This window comes from Amnibacterium sp. (assembly GCF_051956055.1).
In the GTDB taxonomy this organism is placed as follows: Bacteria; Actinomycetota; Actinomycetes; order Actinomycetales; family Microbacteriaceae; genus Amnibacterium.
In genome coordinates this window covers 30,636-46,592 of the sequence record NZ_JBQCGC010000012.1, presented here as the reverse complement: position 1 = coordinate 46,592, position 15,957 = coordinate 30,636, and the positions used below count along the sequence as shown (strand labels likewise).

Sequence of the window (15,957 nt, the reverse complement as noted above, 5' to 3'; positions counted from 1 at the left end):
TCAGCGCACCTCTCCTCGTGCCGAATCGAACGTGGGCGCGTCGGGCGCGTCCTTCGCCGGGCCCACGCCGACGGGGATGCCCGCCTCCGGGTGGTTCAGGTCGAACGCCGGCGACTCCGACCGGATGCGCGGGATCGACGTGAAGTTGTGCCGAGGCGGCGGGCAGCTGGTCGCCCACTCGAGGCTCCGCGAGTAGCCCCAGGGGTCGTTCACCGTGACCTTCACGCCACGGCGGGCGGTGATCCACACGTTGTAGAAGAACGGCAGCATCGAGATCGCGAGGATGAACGCCCCGACCGTCGAGATCTGGTTCATCACCGTGTAGCCGTCACCCGGCTGGTACGTGGCGTACCGACGGGGCATGCCGAGCACACCGAGCCAGTGCTGGACGAGGAACGTCGTGTGGAAACCCACGAACAGCAGCCAGAAGTGGATCTTGCCGAGCCGCTCGTTCAGCATCTTGCCCGTCCACTTCGGCCACCAGAAGTAGAAGCCGGCGAACATCGCGAACACGACCGTGCCGAAGACGACGTAGTGGAAGTGCGCGACGACGAAGTAGCTGTCGGACAGGTGGAAGTCGAGCGGCGGCGACGCCAGGATCACGCCCGTCAGGCCGCCGAAGATGAAGGTGATCAGGAAGCCGAGCGCCCACACCATCGGGGTCTCGAAGGTCACCGAGCCCTGCCACATCGTGAAGGTCCAGTTGAAGATCTTCACGCCGGTCGGCACCGCGATGAGCATGGTCATCAGCGCGAAGAACGGCAGCAGCACCGAACCGGTGACGTACATGTGGTGCGCCCACACCGCGACCGACAGGGCCGCGATGGAGATCGTCGCGTACACGAGCGTCTTGTAGCCGAAGATCGGCTTCCGGCTGAACACCGGCATGACCTCGGTGATGATGCCGAAGAACGGCAACGCGATGATGTAGACCTCCGGGTGCCCGAAGAACCAGAAGAGGTGCTGCCAGAGGATCGCCCCGCCGCTCGACGAGTCGTACACGTGGGCGCCGAGGACGCGGTCCGCGCCGAGCGTGAGCAGCGCCGCCGCGAGCACCGGGAACGCCATGATCACGAGCAGGCTGGTGATCAGCGTGTTCCAGGTGAAGATCGGCATCCGGAACATCGTCATGCCGGGCGCGCGCATGGTGATGATCGTGGTCGTGAAGTTCACGGCGCCAAGGATCGTGCCGAAGCCGGAGAGGCCGAGGCCGAACACCCACAGCGTGCCGCCGAGACCCGGCGAGTAGGCCGAGCTGGACAGCGGCGAGTACGCGGTCCAGCCGAAGCTCGCCGCACCGTACGGGGTGAAGAAGCCGGAGACCGCCACGAGGCTGCCGAAGAAGTACAGCCAGTAGGCGAACGCGTTGAGCCGCGGGAAGGCGACGTCGGGCGCGCCGATCTGGAGCGGCATCAGCACGTTCGCGAACGCCGCGAAGAGCGGCGTCGCGAACATCAGCAGCATGATCGTGCCGTGCATCGTGAAGACCTGGTTGTAGATCTCCGGGGTCGCCACGACATGCAGGCCGGGCGCCGCGAGCTGCGCCCTGATGATCAGCGCGAGCACGCCGCCGATCAGGAAGTAGATGAACGACGTGACCAGGTAGAGGTACCCGATCTTCTTGTGGTCGGTCGTCGTCAGGTACTCGACGATGACGTTGCCCTTGCGGGCGACCTGGTTGCCGCCGGCCACCGCGGCTGCCTGCCCGGCGGGCAGGGACTGCGTCGGCCGTCCGATGGTGGAAGTCATCGCTGATCCCCTCAGTTCCCGCTCGTGCCCGTGGTGGTGTCGCCGTTGCCGCCCTGCGTGCCCGAGTTCTGCGAGCCGCCGGTCGAGCCGTCCTGCTTGTCGTAGACCGCGCCCAGGAGCCCCACGTTGCCTTCGGCCCGCAGCGCCGCGATGTGCGCGTCGTAGTCGGCCTGCGAGACGACCTTCACCTGGAAGAGCATCCGCGAGTGGTACTCGCCGCAGAGCTCGGCGCACTTGCCTTCGTACGTGCCGATGCGCGTCGGCGTGAAGTCCCAGTAGTTCGTCTGGCCGGCGATCATGTCCTTCTTGTAGAGGAAGTCGATGACCCAGAACGAGTGGTTGACATCACGCGTGCGGAGGCGGATCTCGGTCGGCTTGTTGACCACCAGGTACAGCGTCGGCAGCGCCGACTCGACCTTGCCCGCGTTCGACGGATCCGAGCTCAGCTTCGCCTGGACGCCCTGGTCGTAGACCTGCTCCTTGCGGTAGTCGAAGTCCCAGGCCCACTGCTTGCCGTAGGCGTCGATGACGACGGCGGGGTTGTGGTACCTGGTCTCGATGATCGTCTGGTCCTTCGCCGTGAAGGCGAAGAGCCCGAGCACGAGGATCAGCGGCACGACCGTGTAGAAGATCTCGATCGGCATGTTGTAGCGGAGCTGCACCGGCAGACCCGTCTGCCCGCGACGACGCCGGTAGACGATGGCGAACCAGATGATGATCGCCCACGTGATCACGCCGACGGCCAGCAGCGTGATCCAGGAGCCGACCCAGAGATCGGATACCCGCTGCGTCTGGTTGGTCGCGTCCGGCTGGCCGGCGATGAAGCCGGGGAGGTAGCCGTGCATCTCCAGGGTGCTGCAGCCCGAGAGAGCCGCAACGATCCCTGCCGCGAGGAGCGGCACGAGGATCACGCGTCGTCGAGTGGAGCGCACTGATTCCCTTCCCCGATTCTTCAGGCACATGCTGCCGTCGGCCAGCCTATCGTCCGTCGAAGGTCCGGACCCGGACGACGGGGCGTCTTTTCTACGAGTTGTAGCGAGATCGCGACCTCCGGGCTCGCCTGGGAGTCGGCGGAGCGCGCGTGTCGCCGGGTGCGCGAGCGGCGTCGCGGGTGCGGAGTGGTCTCGGGGCTCGCTGCGAAGCAGCACAGCCGCGCCGCAGCAGCGGCGGCGCGGCAATGAACTCAGTGGAAGGAGTCGCCGCAGGCGCAGGAGCCCTGCGCGTTCGGGTTGTCGATCGTGAAGCCCTGCTTCTGGATCGTGTCCTCGAAGTCGACGGTCGCGCCGTCGAGGTAGGGCACGCTCATGCGGTCGACCACGACCTCGACGCCGTCGAAGTCCACGGTCGCGTCACCGTCGAGCAGCCGCTCGTCGAAGTAGAGCTGGTAGATGAGGCCGCTGCAGCCGCCGGGCTGCACGGCGAGGCGCAGGCGCAGGTCGTCGCGACCCTCCTGCTCGAGCAGGCTCTTCACCTTGCTCGCCGCGGTACCGGTCAGCAGCACGCCGTGGCCGGTGTCCGAGGTGGTGGTGCCGGTGAGTGCGGTGTCGGTCATGCCTCGATGGTAGACGCGCGCGACGGTCCGGGCGCGTGCCGTACGGGGTTCAGTCGAGGGTGCGCCGGGAGAGCCGCGCGAGCAGCAGCGCCTCGGCGGTGATCGCCCTGCGGAGCACGCCGAGATCCTGCGACTCGTTCGGCGAGTGCGCCCTGGTGTCGGGATCCTCGACGCCGGTGATCAGGATCTGGGCGTCCGGGAACCGCTCGGTGAGCGTGCTGATGAACGGGATCGACCCCCCGATGCCGGTGAGCTGCGGTGCGGCGCCCCAGCCGTCACTGAGCGCGGCTCTCGCCTCCTCCGCCGCCCAGCCGCTCTGGTCGACGAGGAACGGGTCGCCGAGGTCGACGTCGGTGATCGTGAGCCGCGCACCGAACGGCACGTGCTCCCGCAGGTGCCGCTCGAGCGCGGCGAAGGCGTCGCGGGCGGTCTGCCCCGGCGCGACGCGGCAGCTGACCCGGGCGCGGACCGACGGCAGGAGCGTGTTGGAGGCGTTGACGACATCGGTGACGTCGATGCCGATCACCGTGATCGCCGGGCGGTACCAGAGCCGCTCCGCCACGGAACCGCTCCCGATGGTGTGCACCCCCGGCAGCAGCGCGGCGTCGGCGGCGAGCTGCTCGTCGCTCGGTCCCGCAGGGGCACCGGCCGGCGGCGTCGCGGCGATCAGCCCGCTCACCGCGACCGCGCCGTCCTGGTCCCACAGCGAGTCGAGCAGGCGGATGGTCGCGAGCACCGCGTCGGGGACCGCTCCCCCGAACATCCCCGAGTGGCTGGCGTGCTCGAGCGTCGTGATCTCGAGGTTGGCGGTGACGTTGCCGCGCAGCGAGGACGTGAGGGCCGGCACGGTGGTGCTCACGTTGTCCGAGTCGGCGACGACGATCACCTCCGCCTCGAGCAGGTCCTGGTGGGCGGCGAGGAACGCGTCGAAGGAGCGGGATCCCGCCTCCTCCTCCCCCTCCACGAACACCGCGATGCCGACGCCGAGGTCGTCGCCGAGCGCGCTGATCGCCGCGGTCACCGCGGCCACGTGGGTGATCACACCCGCCTTGTCGTCCGAGGCCCCGCGGCCGTGGAGCCGCTCGCCGACGAGCGTCGCCTCGAACGGCGGCGTCTCCCAGAGCTCCTCGCGGCCGGCGGGCTGCACGTCGTGGTGCGCGTAGAGCAGCACCGTCGGCAGGCCGGGCGCCGCCGGGCGCCGCGCGACGACGGCCGGGGATCCGGTCGCCGTCCCCTCGTCCGTCGGGTACTCGGCGCTCCGCACGTCCACGAGCTCGAAGGCGCCGGTGTCCCGCAGGAGCTGCGCGACCGCGTGGGCGCTCTCGGTGAGCGGCTCGGCCGGGACCCCCGGGAACGCCACCGAGGGGATGCGCACGAGCCTCCCGAGCGCACCGACCGCGGCCGGGAAGCCCGCGGCGACGGCGTCGAGGATGGGCTGCTCCGCAGGATCGACCGGCATGCCGGTACCCTATGAGGCGTTGCGTGAGGAGGCCCACGATGGCGAAGAAGACCGTGGAGACACCTCCCGAGCCGGAGGTGCTCACGAGCGGCAAGGGTCGCGCGACCCCGTCGCGCCGTGAGCGCGAGGCCGCGAACCGGCGGCCCATCGTCGTCACGGACCGCAAGGCCGCCCGCCGGCAGTCCCGGACCCGTGAGGCCGAGTCGAGGGAACGCGCCCGGATCGGGCTCGCGAACGGCGAGGAGCGGTACCTGCCGGCGCGGGACCGCGGTCCGCAGCGCCGGTTCGCCCGCGACTGGGTGGACTCGCAGTGGACGACCGGCGAGTTCCTCATCCCCGTGTTCGTCGTCTTCTTCGTCGCGACGCTCGTGATCCCGTCCGCGACGTGGCTGTTCTTCCCGCTCTACGGCTACCTGGCCCTCACGATCATCGACGGGCTCGTGCGCGCGGCGCTGATCCGCCGACGCCTGGCGCAGAAGCTCGGCGACAAGGGCAAGGTCGAGCGCGGTCTGAACCTCTACGTCGTGATGCGCGCCGCGCAGTTCCGCACGCTGCGCGTCCCGAAGCCGCAGGTGAAGCGCGGCACCCGGGTGGAGGCCTGATCGTCAGCTTCGGCTGATCGCCGCGGCCCATCCCGGTCCGCGGTACAGGAACGCGGTGTACCCCTGCACCAGGTCGGCACCGGCCTCGAGACGATCGCGGACGTCGGCGGCCGTCGCCACCCCACCGACGCTGATGAGGCACGCCCCGGTGGGGAGCTCGTCCCGGAGGATGCGCAGCACCGCCAGGGAGCGGGCGGCGAGGGGTGGTCCGGACAGGCCGCCGGCGCCCATCGCCGCGACCGCCGGGGCCGGGGTCCGGAGGCCCGACCGCTCGACCGTCGTGTTGGTGGCGATGACCCCGGCGAGGCCGAGCCGGGCCGCAAGGGCGCCGATGTGCCGCACCGCGTCGTCCTCGAGGTCGGGGGCGATCTTCACGAGCAGCGGCGTCTCCCCCGCCTCCGCGAGCACGGCGGTGAGCAGCGGCTCGAGCAGGTCGAGCTCCTGCAGTCCGCGCAACCCGGGCGTGTTCGGGGAGGAGACGTTGACGACGAGGTAGTCCGCGAGCGGGGCGAGGAGTCGGGCGCTGAACCGGTAGTCGTCGACCGCGTCCTCGACGGCGGTCACGCGGCTCTTCCCGATGTTGACGCCGACGATCGGCAGGCCGCCGCGACGCCGCAGCCGTTCGAGACGCCGGGCGACGACCTCGGCCCCGTCGTTGTTGAACCCCATCCTGTTGATGAGCGCGCCGTCCGCGGGCAGGCGGAACAGCCGGGGCTTCGGGTTGCCCGGCTGCGGCCTGGCGGTCACGGTGCCGATCTCGACGTGACCGAACCCCAGCGCCCCGAGCCCGCGCAGGCCGACGGCGTTCTTGTCGAAGCCCGCGGCGAGCCCGAACGCCGTCGGGAACCGGATGCCCATCGCCGTGACCGCGGTGCCGCTGGGCACCGTGCTGCGGCGCACCGCCTCCGCGACGGGCGGCACGGCGCCGACCGCCCGGATCACGAGCATGGCGGCGTGGTGCGCCGTCTCGGGGTCCATGCGCATCAGGACCAGCCGGAAGAGCGCGCGGTACGCCCGCTCGACCACCCCCATCGCGCCCTCAGGCCCCGGTCGCGGGGGTCGCGCCATCCTTCGACGCGGCCTCGACGCGCAGGAGGGTGATCGCGGCCTCGAAGTCGTCCAGCGAGGTGAAGCCCTGGTAGACGCTCGCGAACCGCAGGAACGCCACCTCGTCGAGCTCGCGGAGCGGCGGGAGGACGGCGAGACCGATGTCGTTCGCCTCCACCTGGCTCGCCCCGGTGGCCCGGATGGTCTCCTCGACGCGCTGGGCGAGGAGTGCGAGGTCCGAGTCGGTGACCGGCCGTCCCTGGCAGGCCTTCCGGACGCCGGCGACGACCTTCTCCCTGCTGAACGGCTCGAGGACGCCGTTGCGCTTGATCACGGCCAGGCTCGCCGTCTCCGTCGTGGAGAACCGCCTGCCGCAGTTCGGGCACTGCCGCCGCCGTCGGATGGCGAGGCCGTCGTCGCTCACGCGGGAGTCGACGACCCTCGTATCCGGGTTGCGGCAGAAGGGGCAGTGCATCTCGGCGTCGATCCTACCGGGGCGCCCGGCCGAATGACAGCGGTGTGATTCAGGCCTGATCAGGTCCGAAGCGGGCATCGACGGCGTCGCCGTGCGCGGGCAGCCCCTCCGCATCGGCCAGCGCCCGCACGGTGGGCCGCGCGGCTCGCAGGGCGTCGAGCGAGTACTCCACCACCTGCTGCTGGCGGAGGAACGGCCGGACGGAGAGGCCCGCGGCGAAGCGCGCCGTGCCACCCGTCGGCAGCACGTGGTTGGAGCCGGCGGCGTAGTCGCCGAGGCTCACCGGGGAGCCCGGGCCGACGAACACGGCGCCCGCCTCCGTGAGCCGGGCCACCAGAGGCCACGGATCGGCGGTCTGCACCTCGAGGTGCTCGGGCGCGTAGGCGTTGCTCACGGCGACCGCCGCGGCGAGATCGTCGACGAGCACCACGCCGGACTGGTCGGCGGTCAGCGCCGTCCGCACCCGCTCCGAATGGAACGTCGTCGCCGCCCGCCGTTCGACGGCCGCGTCCACGGCGCTGGCCAGCTCGCCGGAGTCCGTGACGAGCACCGCCGCGGCGAGCACGTCGTGCTCCGCCTGGCTGATGAGGTCCGCCGCGACGAGCTCGGGATCGGCCGCGGCATCCGCGACGACGAGGATCTCGGTCGGGCCGGCCTCCGTATCGATGCCGACGAGGCCGGCCACCGCGCGCTTCGCCGCCGCGACGAAGACGTTGCCCGGTCCCGTCACGACGTCGACCGGGGCCAGGCCGATCGACGGCACCCCGTGCGCGAAGGCACCGATCGCGCCGGCGCCGCCCATGACGTACAGCTCGTGGACCCCGAGGAGCCCGGCGGCGCCGAGGACGATCGGGTGCGCCCGGCCGCCGAACTCCCGCTGCGCCGGGGTCGCGACCGCGATCCCGTGCACCCCCGCCTCCTGCGCGGGGACCACGTTCATGACGACGCTCGACGGGTAGACCGCCTTGCCACCGGGGACGTACAGGCCGACGCGGCGCACCGGCACCCACCGCTGCAGGATGCTCGCGCCGTCCCCGAGCCGGGTCGTGACGGGTTCGGACAGCTGGGCCCGGCTCGCGACCCGGACCCGCTCGATGGTGATCTCGAGGGCGGCGCGGATGTCCGGCGGCAGCGCCTGCTCCGCGGCGACGATCTCCTCGGCGGGCACGCGGACCGCAGGAGGACGGCCGCCGTCGAAGCGGTCGGCCTGCTCGAGGAGCGCCTGCTCGCCGCGGTCGCGGACCTCCGCGATGAGCGCCTGCACGTCCGCCTGCACCGACGTCGGGTCGGCGGACGGCCTGGGCAGCGCCGCGCGGATCGTCGCCTCGTCGAGCGACGCACCTCTGAGGTCGATGGTCCGCAGCACGGTCGACGAGCCTACCGAGGCGCGGGTGGTCACCTCCGCAGGGGTGGCGCTACACGCAGTTCGGTCCGAGCAGGCTCTTCAGCTCGCCGTACAGGTCCGCGGTCACCTGCACCGGGAACGGGATCTCGAAGACGCGTGCGCTGTCGCCCTTCGTGAGCCGCAGCCGCACCTCCGTGTCGCCGGAGTTGCGGATCAGCACGTCGGACAGCGCCTTCACGGTCGCCGTGGTCGCGCGCACGTCCGGCAGCGTGATCGTGAGCGGACCGCCGCCGCCGCTCGACCCGAGATCGGGAGCGAAGACGCTGTTCGCGTGGATGTTCATCCCGTCGTCGCGGGCCGACACCCTCCCCCGCACGACCACCACGCTGTCTGCGACGAGCGCGGGGGCGAACTCCTGGTAGGCCTTGCCGAGGAACATCACGCTCACGGTGCCGCCGAAGTCCTCGATCTGCACGATCCCGTACTGGTTGCCCGAGTTGCGCGCGACCCGGTGCTGCACCTCGGTGACGAGGCCGGCGAGGGTCACCTGCTCGCCGTCCGGGGGCGTCTCGAGCGCGAGCAGGTCGCCGATGGAGGTGGAGGCGTGCTTGGCGAGGTGCGCCTCGAGACCCGCGAGCGGATGGTCCGAGACGTAGAGGCCGAGCATCTCCCGCTCGAACGCGAGCTTCTCCTTCTTGCCCCATTCGGGCCGGTCAGGGACGTGGTCCGGCTCCTCCTCGAACTCCAGCATCCCGCCGAACAGGTCGACCTGGCCGTTCGCCTCGTTGCGCTTGATCGAGACCGCGGCGTCGACCGCGTCCTCGTGGATCTCGAGCAGCGAGCGGCGCGTCGCACCGAGCGAGTCGAACGCGCCCGCCTTGATCAGCGACTCGACCGTCCGCTTGTTCGCGACGACCAGCGGCACCTTGCGGAGGAAGTCGTGGAAGGAGGTGAAGCGCCCCTTCTCCTTCCGCGCCTGGATGATCTGCTCGACGACGTTCGCGCCGACGTTGCGGATCGCGCCCATGCCGAACCGGATGTCCTCGCCGACGGCGGCGAAGAACCCGATCGACTCGTTCACGTCGGGCGGCAGCACCCGGATCTTCATCCTGCGGCACTCGTTCAGGTACACCGCGAGCTTGTCCCGGGCGTCCCCGACCGAGGTGAGCAGGGCGGCCATGTACTCGGCCGGGTAGTGGGCCTTCAGGTACGCGGTCCAGTAGGACAGCACGCCGTACGCGGCCGAGTGCGCCTTGTTGAACGCGTAGTCCGAGAACGGCAGCAGGATGTCCCAGAGGGTGTTCACCGCCTCGTCGGAGTACCCGCGCTCGTTCATGCCCGCCTTGAAGCCGGCGAACTGCTTGTCCAGCTCCGCCTTCTTCTTCTTGCCCATCGCGCGCCGGAGGATGTCGGCCTGACCGAGCGAGAAGCCCGCGAGCTTCTGCGCGATCGCCATCACCTGCTCCTGGTAGACGATGAGACCGAACGTCGTGCCGAGCACGTCCTTCAGCGGCTCCGCGAGCTCCGGATGGATCGGGACGATCTCCTGCAGGCCGTTCTTGCGCAGCGCGTAGTTCGTGTGCGAGTTCGCGCCCATCGGGCCGGGCCGGTAGAGCGCGCCGACGGCCGAGATGTCCTCGAAGTTGTCGGGCTTCATGAGACGGAGGAGGGCGCGCATCGGGCCGCCGTCGAACTGGAAGACCCCGAGTGTGTCGCCGGCGGCGAGGAGCTTGTAGGTCTCCTCGTCGGTGAGCGGCAGGTCCTCGAGCACCGGCCGGTGCCCGCGGTTGGCGTTGATGTTGTCGAGCGCGTCCTCGATGATCGTGAGGTTCCTGAGGCCCAGGAAGTCCATCTTGATCAGGCCGAGCGCTTCGCACGCCGGGTAGTCGAACTGGGTGACGATCTGCCCGTCCTGCTCGCGCCGCTGGATCGGGATCACGTCGGTGAGCGGGACGCTCGACATGATGACGCCGCACGCGTGGACACCCCACTGGCGCTTCAGCCCCTCCAGCCCCAGCGCCGTGTCGAAGACGGTCCGCGCCTCCGGGTCCATCTCGATGACGGCCCGGATGTCGCCGGCCTCCTTGTAGCGCTTGTCGTTCGGGTCGAGGATCCCCGACAGCGAGATGTCCTTGCCCATGATCGCGGGCGGCATCGCCTTGGTGAGCTTCTCCCCCATGCTGAACGGGAAGCCGAGCACGCGGCCGGAGTCCTTCAGCGCCTGCTTCGCCTTGATGGTGCCGTAGGTGACGATCTGGCTGACCCGGTCGTCGCCGTACTTGTCGGTCACGTACTTCAGCACCTCGTCGCGCCGGCGCTCGTCGAAGTCGACGTCGAAGTCGGGCATCGAGACGCGGTCGGGGTTCAGGAACCGCTCGAAGATCAGCCCGTGCTGCAGCGGGTCGAGGTCGGTGATGCGCATCGCGTACGCCGCCATCGAGCCGGCGCCGGAGCCGCGGCCCGGCCCCACCCGGATGCCGTGGTTCTTGGACCAGTTGATGAAGTCGGCGACGACGAGGAAGTAGCCGGGGAATCCCATCTGCAGGATGACCGACTTCTCGTACTCGGCCTGCTTGCGCACCGCCTCCGGCACCCCGTCGGGGTAGCGGATCTCGAGCCCCCGGTCGACCTCCTTCACGAACCAGGAGTCCTCGGTCTCCCCCTCGGGCACCGGGAAGCGCGGCATGTAGTTGGCGGAGGTGTCGAACGCGATGTCGCAGCGCTCGGCGATCACGAGCGTGTTGTCGCACGCCTCGGGCAGGTCCTTGAAGATGTGCCGCATCTCGGCCGCGGTCTTCAGGTAGTACTCGTCGCCGTCGAACTTGAACCGGTTCGGGTCGTCGAGGGTCGAGCCGGACTGCACGCAGAGCAGCGCCGCGTGACTCGTCGCGTCCTCCGCGTGCGTGTAGTGGAGGTCGTTCGTCGCCACGATCGGCAGGCCCAGCTCCTTCGCCAGCCTCAGGAGGTCCTGCTGCACCCGGCGCTCGACGCTGATGCCGTGGTCCATCAGCTCGACGAAGAAGTTGTCCTTGCCGAAGATGTCCCGGAACTCGGCCGCGGCGGCGACCGCCTCGTCCCATTGACCGAGCCGCAGGCGCGTCTGGACCTCGCCGCCGGGGCAGCCGGTCGTGGCGATCAGGCCCTCGTGGTGCTCGTGCAGCAGCTCGCGGTCCATCCGCGGCTTGAAGTAGTAGCCCTCGATCGACGCGCGCGAGGAGAGCTTGAACAGGTTGTGCAGGCCCTGCGTCGTCTCGGCCAGCAGCGTCATGTGCGTGTAGGCACCGGACCCCGACACGTCGTCGCCGCCACCGTCGCCCCACCGGACCCGGGTCTTGTCCCCGCGGTGCGTGCCGGGCGTCAGGTACGCCTCCGTGCCGATGATGGCCTTGACCCCGTGCGACTGGGACTGCTTCCAGAAGTCGAACGCGCCGAAGGTGTTGCCGTGGTCGGTGATCGCGATGGCCGGCATGCCCTGCTTCGCCGCCTCGCCGAGCATGTCGCCGAGCCGGGCCGCACCGTCGAGCATCGAGTACTCGGAGTGCACGTGCAGGTGTACGAAGCTGTCGTTGGCGCCCATCGTGGGAGGACGCTAACGGCTGCCTCGGACAGTGGCCGTGTTCCCTGATCCGCGAGCGTTTCGCGGAGCACTGGCGCTAGTCGCGCAGGAGGTCGAGCGCGTGCTGCAGGTCCTCGGGCAGCGGGCTCTCGAACTCGACCGGCTCCCCCGTCGCCGGGTGCGCGAAGCCGAGCCGCGCCGCGTGCAGCCACTGCCGGTGCAGCCCGAGCCGCTCCGCGAGCTGGGGGTCGGCGCCGTACATCGTGTCGCCCGCGAGCGGGTGCCGCAGGTGCGCGAAGTGCACGCGGATCTGGTGGGTCCGGCCGGTCTCCAGATGCACCTCGAGCAGCGTCGCGGCGCGGAACGCCTCGAGCGTGTCGTAGTGGGTGACGGAGGGACGGCCGTCGGCGACCACCGCGAACCGGTAGTCGGCCTTCGGGTGGCGCCCGAGCGGCGCGTCGAGGGTGCCGGACGTCGGGTCGGGATGCCCCTGCGCGAGCGCCAGGTAGACCTTGTCGACGGTGCGCTCCTTGAACGCGCGCTTGAGCACGGTGTAGGCGCGCTCGCTCTTCGCGACCACCATCAGCCCGCTGGTGCCGGCGTCGAGCCGGTGCACGACCCCGGCCCGCTCCGCCGCTCCGGAGGTGCTCACCCGCACGCCGGCGGCGGCCAGGCCCCCGACGACGGTCGGGCCGGTCCAGCCGGGCGACGGGTGGGCGGCCACGCCCGCGGGCTTGTCGACGACGATCACGTCGTCGTCCTCGAACACGACGTCGAGACCGGGGACGGCGATGGGCTGGACGGCCACCGCCGACGGCTCCTCCCAGCGCACCGAGAGCAGCGCGCCGGCCGGGAGCCGGTCCGACCGGGCGGCCGGGCGGAAGTCGAGCTCGACGCCCCCCTCGTCCGCGATCGCGGCGGCGCGGGTGCGGGACAGCCCGAGCAGCTTCGCGAGCCCGGCGTCGACCCGCTCCCCGGCGAGGCCGTCGGGCACCGGCACGAGACGCTCCGGCACGTCAGGCCTTCTGGCGCAGCGGCCGCTTGGTGCCGTCGATCCCCCGCCCGAGCAGGGTCAGCAGGACGAAGAGGCACATCGAGACGACGATCGCGCTGTCCGCGAGGTTGAAGATCGCGGGCAGCATCCACGGCACGAGGATGAAGTCGACGACGTGCCCCACGCCGAAGCCGGGCGGCCGGGTGAGCCGGTCCGTCAGGTTGCCGAGCGTGCCGCCGAGCAGCAGCCCGAACAGCACGGCCCAGGCGACCGATCGGATGCGCCGCGCGAACCAGACCAGGAACACGACCACCGCGAGCGCGATGATCGAGAACACCCACGTCGCCCCGGTCGCGAGGGAGAACGCGGCACCCGGGTTCGCGACGTGCTCGAAGATCAGCAGGTTCCCGAGCACGGGACGCGGCACGCCGACCGGCAGGGTCGCGACGACCCAGGCCTTGACGACCTGGTCCGTGACTGCGACCACCACGGCGACCGCGACGAGCAGGACGATGATCCAGGGACGGGCAGGAGCGGACGTGGAACGGGGCGCCACCGTCTCCGGCGACGCCCCGTCAGGTCCGTTCAGGTCAGTTGGCACCGAAGCCCTGGAAGCCGGAGGGGGTCGGCACGCCGACGGCGCCGTACGAGCCCGTGACCACGTTCGAGGCGTCCAGCTCGCGCAGGAGGCCCTCGATGTGACCCTTCAGCTTCTGCCGGTACTCGCGCTCGAAGGCGCGGAGCTCGTCGATGCGGTGCTCGAGCAGGGCGCGCTCCTGGTCGAGCGAACCCATCTGCGCACGCTGCTTGGCCTCGGCGTCCGCGACGACCCGCGCCGCGGTCGCGTGGCCCTCGGCGATCAGCGCGTCGCGCTTCTCGACGCCCTCGCGGACGTGCTCCTCGTGGAGGCGCCGCGCGAGCTGGAGCAGGTTGTTCGTGTTCGAGGGGTCGACCGCGGACACGTCGTTCTGCGCGGTCGGGTAGCTGAGCTGCGGCATCGGCGCCTGCGCGGCCTGCTCCCCCGTCACCGGCACGTTGGAGCGCTGGAGCTCGGAGATGCGGGACTCGCCGGCGATCAGGCGCTGGCGCAGATCCTCGTTCTCCTGACCGAGGCGCCGGAGCTCGACCACGACCTCGTCGAGGAAGTCGTCGACCTCGTCCTGGTCGTAGCCCTCCCGGAACTTCGTCGGCTGGAATCGCTTGTTGACGACGTCTTCAGGCGTGAGGGCCATGGTCCCACCATTCATGGTTCTCTGCGGGGCTGCTGGATTGCGGTGCCGCACACGTTAGCGCGGATCGGGCCCGGACGACCCCGTTTCCGGGGGTGGGTCGCCGCTCCGCGTGTCGCCCGCATCCGTGCTATGCGCTTCCGATCAGGCGCCCTGCACCGCGATCGCGAGGTACATCAGCACGATCACGGCGAACATCACGATCGTGAACCCGAAGTCCAGCGCGAACTGCCCGATCCGCAGCGGCGGCAGCACCCGGCGCACCGCCTTGATCGGCGGGTCGGTCGCGGTGTAGGCCGCCTCGGCGAGGACCAGCACCACCCCGCGCGGCCGCCAGCTGTCGCTGAACGCCTGCACCAGATCGAGGATGAAGCGCGCCCAGAGCGCGAAGAAGTAGAGCAGCAGCAGCACGTACGCCACCGTCCCGACGAGCGGGAGCACGCTCATCGTCCCGCCTCCTGCACGGCACCAGTATCCCGGCGCCCGGCACGGGCCGGTGCGCGGGACCCAGGATCAGCCCGTGAAGGTCGCGTCCAGGTCGGACTCCGCACCCGGCTCCTCGCCCGACACGGTGATGTGCTCGGGAGAGAGCAGGAAGACCTTGCTCGTCACGCGCTCGATCCGTCCCCGCAGCCCCGTCGAGAGCCCGGAGGCGAAGTCGACCAGCCGACGCGCCTCCGCCTCGGTCATCTGCGTGAGGTTGATGATGACCGGCGTGCCCTCGCGGAAGTGCTCCGCGATCTGCTGCGCGTCGCGGTACTGCCGCGGGTGGACCGTCAGGATCTCGTTCATCTCGGGCACCTGCGTCTTCGGCACCCGGCGAGGCAGCGGCGTGACCTGCGCCCGCGTGACGACCGGCTGGACGTACGGCGTGACCGGTTCGACCGGCTCGGCGTAGTCGTACTGGTCGTCCGCGAGACCGAGCCACACCATCGACTTCCGGATCGGGTTCGACATGGAATCCTCCTCGGGCTGCGCACACACCCCCCGCGGTGCCGCCCTCGTGCCGAGATTACCTTCATGTCATTCCGGGGCGGCGGGTCATCCGGGCGATTCCCGGTGTGTCGGCCGTCCCCAGTCCGGGGGCGCGCGGCCCTCAGGCGGACGGTCTCGGGCCCGTGATCGCGGTGCCGATGCGGAGGTGCGTCGCACCCGCTGCGATCGCGTCGCGGAAGTCCCCCGACATGCCTGCCGACACCCAGGTCGCGGTCGGCTCGACGGCGCGCACCTGGTCGGCGACGAGCGCCAGGGCGGCGAACGCCGGCCCGGGCGGGGCGCCGAGCGGCGCGACCGCCATCACGCCCCTCAGCCGCAGCCCACCGGCGGCGAGGACCCGCTCCGCGAGCGCAGGGACCTGCCCCGCCCGCGCGCCTCCGCGCCCCTCGCCGGAGCCGCCGAGATCGACCTGCAGGAGCACGTCGACCTCGCGCCCCGCGAGCGCGTCGACCAGCTCCGGCCGGTCGACGGAGTGGATGACGTCGGCGTAGCGGGCCACCTGCCGCGCCTTGTTCGTCTGCAGCTGTCCGACGAAGTGCCAGGTGGCGTCCGGGACGGCTGCGGCCTTGTCCCGTGCCTCCGGGTGCCGGTTCTCGCCGAAGTCGCGGACGCCGAGCGCGTGGAGCTCCTGCACGAGGGTGACCGGCTGGAACTTCGTGACGACGATCGTCGTGATCTCCGCCGGGTCGCGCCCGGCGGCACGAGCCGCGTCCGCCACCTGCTCCTGGACCGCGCTGAGGCTTTCGGCGAGCTCGGTCACGACACGACCGTAGCCGGAGGCTTCGTTTTGACGGGGTTTCTGCACCCCGAGCTCGGCCCGCGGAGGACTCGGGGTGCAGAAACCCCTTCAAAACGCACCCGGCCGGGACAGTCGGCGCCCGCTCGACGCGGGCTGCGTACCGCAGCGCCCGTTCAGGGCGCTGCGAAGCAGCCCAGCCGCGCCGCAGCGGCGG

General features: G+C 70.9%; 15 protein-coding genes. 1 reads left to right on the top strand and 14 read right to left on the bottom strand.

What is annotated here, in order from left to right; genetic code table 11:
- The 4 genes from ctaD to ACTHLI_RS02015 form a co-directional block, all read right to left on the bottom strand.
- Positions 1–1,749, bottom strand: coding sequence for an aa3-type cytochrome oxidase subunit I (gene ctaD / locus ACTHLI_RS02030; RefSeq protein ID WP_440181157.1), 1,749 nt, complete (start codon positions 1,747–1,749; stop codon positions 1–3).
- An 11-nt stretch (positions 1,750–1,760) separates the two neighbouring features.
- Positions 1,761–2,681: an aa3-type cytochrome oxidase subunit II gene (gene ctaC / locus ACTHLI_RS02025; protein WP_440181156.1), complete on the bottom strand. Its 921-nt coding sequence runs from the start codon at positions 2,679–2,681 to the stop codon at positions 1,761–1,763.
- Between the two features lie 251 nt (positions 2,682–2,932).
- Positions 2,933–3,301 (bottom strand): HesB/IscA family protein, encoded by a 369-nt coding sequence (locus ACTHLI_RS02020; RefSeq protein WP_440181155.1) that lies wholly within the window; start codon positions 3,299–3,301, stop codon positions 2,933–2,935.
- 49 nt (positions 3,302–3,350) lie between these two features.
- Positions 3,351–4,760 carry a dipeptidase gene (locus ACTHLI_RS02015; RefSeq protein ID WP_440181154.1) on the bottom strand — a complete coding sequence of 470 codons (1,410 nt, stop codon included), beginning with the start codon at positions 4,758–4,760 and terminating at the stop codon, positions 3,351–3,353.
- Between the two features lie 38 nt (positions 4,761–4,798).
- Here ACTHLI_RS02015 and ACTHLI_RS02010 point away from each other — a divergent pair, with 38 nt between their 5' ends.
- On the top strand, positions 4,799–5,362 hold the full coding sequence (locus tag ACTHLI_RS02010) for a DUF3043 domain-containing protein (protein WP_440181153.1): 564 nt from the start codon (positions 4,799–4,801) through the stop codon (positions 5,360–5,362).
- A gap of 3 nt (positions 5,363–5,365) precedes the next feature.
- On the opposite strand, the gene ACTHLI_RS02005 is transcribed toward ACTHLI_RS02010, so the two are convergent.
- The 10 genes from ACTHLI_RS02005 to ACTHLI_RS01960 all read right to left on the bottom strand — a co-directional run bounded on the left by ACTHLI_RS02005 (position 5,366) and on the right by ACTHLI_RS01960 (position 15,764).
- Positions 5,366–6,394, bottom strand: a complete 1,029-nt coding sequence (locus ACTHLI_RS02005; protein WP_440181152.1) for a quinone-dependent dihydroorotate dehydrogenase — start codon at positions 6,392–6,394, stop codon at positions 5,366–5,368.
- Between the two features lie 7 nt (positions 6,395–6,401).
- Complete coding sequence (gene nrdR, locus ACTHLI_RS02000; protein ID WP_440181151.1) at positions 6,402–6,884, bottom strand: transcriptional regulator NrdR; 483 nt, start codon at positions 6,882–6,884, stop codon at positions 6,402–6,404.
- 49 nt (positions 6,885–6,933) lie between these two features.
- Complete coding sequence (hisD, locus tag ACTHLI_RS01995) at positions 6,934–8,247, bottom strand: histidinol dehydrogenase (protein WP_440181171.1); 1,314 nt, start codon at positions 8,245–8,247, stop codon at positions 6,934–6,936.
- Positions 8,248–8,299: 52 nt separating this feature from the next.
- Entirely contained in the window at positions 8,300–11,806 is a 3,507-nt protein-coding gene (dnaE, locus tag ACTHLI_RS01990) for a DNA polymerase III subunit alpha (RefSeq protein WP_440181150.1), read from the bottom strand.
- 76 nt (positions 11,807–11,882) lie between these two features.
- On the bottom strand, positions 11,883–12,800 hold the full coding sequence (locus ACTHLI_RS01985) for an RluA family pseudouridine synthase (protein WP_440181149.1): 918 nt from the start codon (positions 12,798–12,800) through the stop codon (positions 11,883–11,885).
- A 1-nt stretch (position 12,801) separates the two neighbouring features.
- Positions 12,802–13,380, bottom strand: a complete 579-nt coding sequence (gene lspA / locus ACTHLI_RS01980; protein WP_440181148.1) for a signal peptidase II — start codon at positions 13,378–13,380, stop codon at positions 12,802–12,804.
- On the bottom strand, positions 13,370–14,011 hold the full coding sequence (locus ACTHLI_RS01975; protein WP_440181147.1) for a DivIVA domain-containing protein: 642 nt from the start codon (positions 14,009–14,011) through the stop codon (positions 13,370–13,372). Before ACTHLI_RS01975 ends, lspA begins: the two co-directional genes overlap by 11 nt.
- 141 nt (positions 14,012–14,152) lie before the next feature.
- Positions 14,153–14,455, bottom strand: a complete 303-nt coding sequence (locus tag ACTHLI_RS01970; protein WP_440181146.1) for a YggT family protein — start codon at positions 14,453–14,455, stop codon at positions 14,153–14,155.
- Between the two features lie 66 nt (positions 14,456–14,521).
- Complete coding sequence (locus tag ACTHLI_RS01965; RefSeq protein WP_440181145.1) at positions 14,522–14,965, bottom strand: cell division protein SepF; 444 nt, start codon at positions 14,963–14,965, stop codon at positions 14,522–14,524.
- 139 nt (positions 14,966–15,104) lie between these two features.
- Entirely contained in the window at positions 15,105–15,764 is a 660-nt protein-coding gene (locus ACTHLI_RS01960; RefSeq protein ID WP_440181144.1) for a YggS family pyridoxal phosphate-dependent enzyme, read from the bottom strand.
- Positions 15,765–15,957: the final 193 nt, after the last annotated feature.

What these genes read in the sequence shown, in the direction of transcription:
- ACTHLI_RS02020 (WP_440181155.1), bottom strand. Translation starts at nt 3,301, where the DNA reads ATGACCGACACCGCACTCACCGGCACCACCACCTCGGACACCGGCCAC.
- ctaD (WP_440181157.1), bottom strand. Translation starts at nt 1,749, where the DNA reads ATGACTTCCACCATCGGACGGCCGACGCAGTCCCTGCCCGCCGGGCAG.
- ACTHLI_RS01975 (WP_440181147.1), bottom strand. Translation starts at nt 14,011, where the DNA reads ATGGCCCTCACGCCTGAAGACGTCGTCAACAAGCGATTCCAGCCGACG.
- ACTHLI_RS01965 (WP_440181145.1), bottom strand. Translation starts at nt 14,965, where the DNA reads ATGTCGAACCCGATCCGGAAGTCGATGGTGTGGCTCGGTCTCGCGGAC.
- ACTHLI_RS02010 (WP_440181153.1), top strand. Translation starts at nt 4,799, where the DNA reads ATGGCGAAGAAGACCGTGGAGACACCTCCCGAGCCGGAGGTGCTCACG.
- dnaE (WP_440181150.1), bottom strand. Translation starts at nt 11,806, where the DNA reads ATGGGCGCCAACGACAGCTTCGTACACCTGCACGTGCACTCCGAGTAC.
- ACTHLI_RS02005 (WP_440181152.1), bottom strand. Translation starts at nt 6,394, where the DNA reads ATGGGGGTGGTCGAGCGGGCGTACCGCGCGCTCTTCCGGCTGGTCCTG.
- nrdR (WP_440181151.1), bottom strand. Translation starts at nt 6,884, where the DNA reads ATGCACTGCCCCTTCTGCCGCAACCCGGATACGAGGGTCGTCGACTCC.
- ACTHLI_RS02015 (WP_440181154.1), bottom strand. Translation starts at nt 4,760, where the DNA reads ATGCCGGTCGATCCTGCGGAGCAGCCCATCCTCGACGCCGTCGCCGCG.
- ACTHLI_RS01970 (WP_440181146.1), bottom strand. Translation starts at nt 14,455, where the DNA reads ATGAGCGTGCTCCCGCTCGTCGGGACGGTGGCGTACGTGCTGCTGCTG.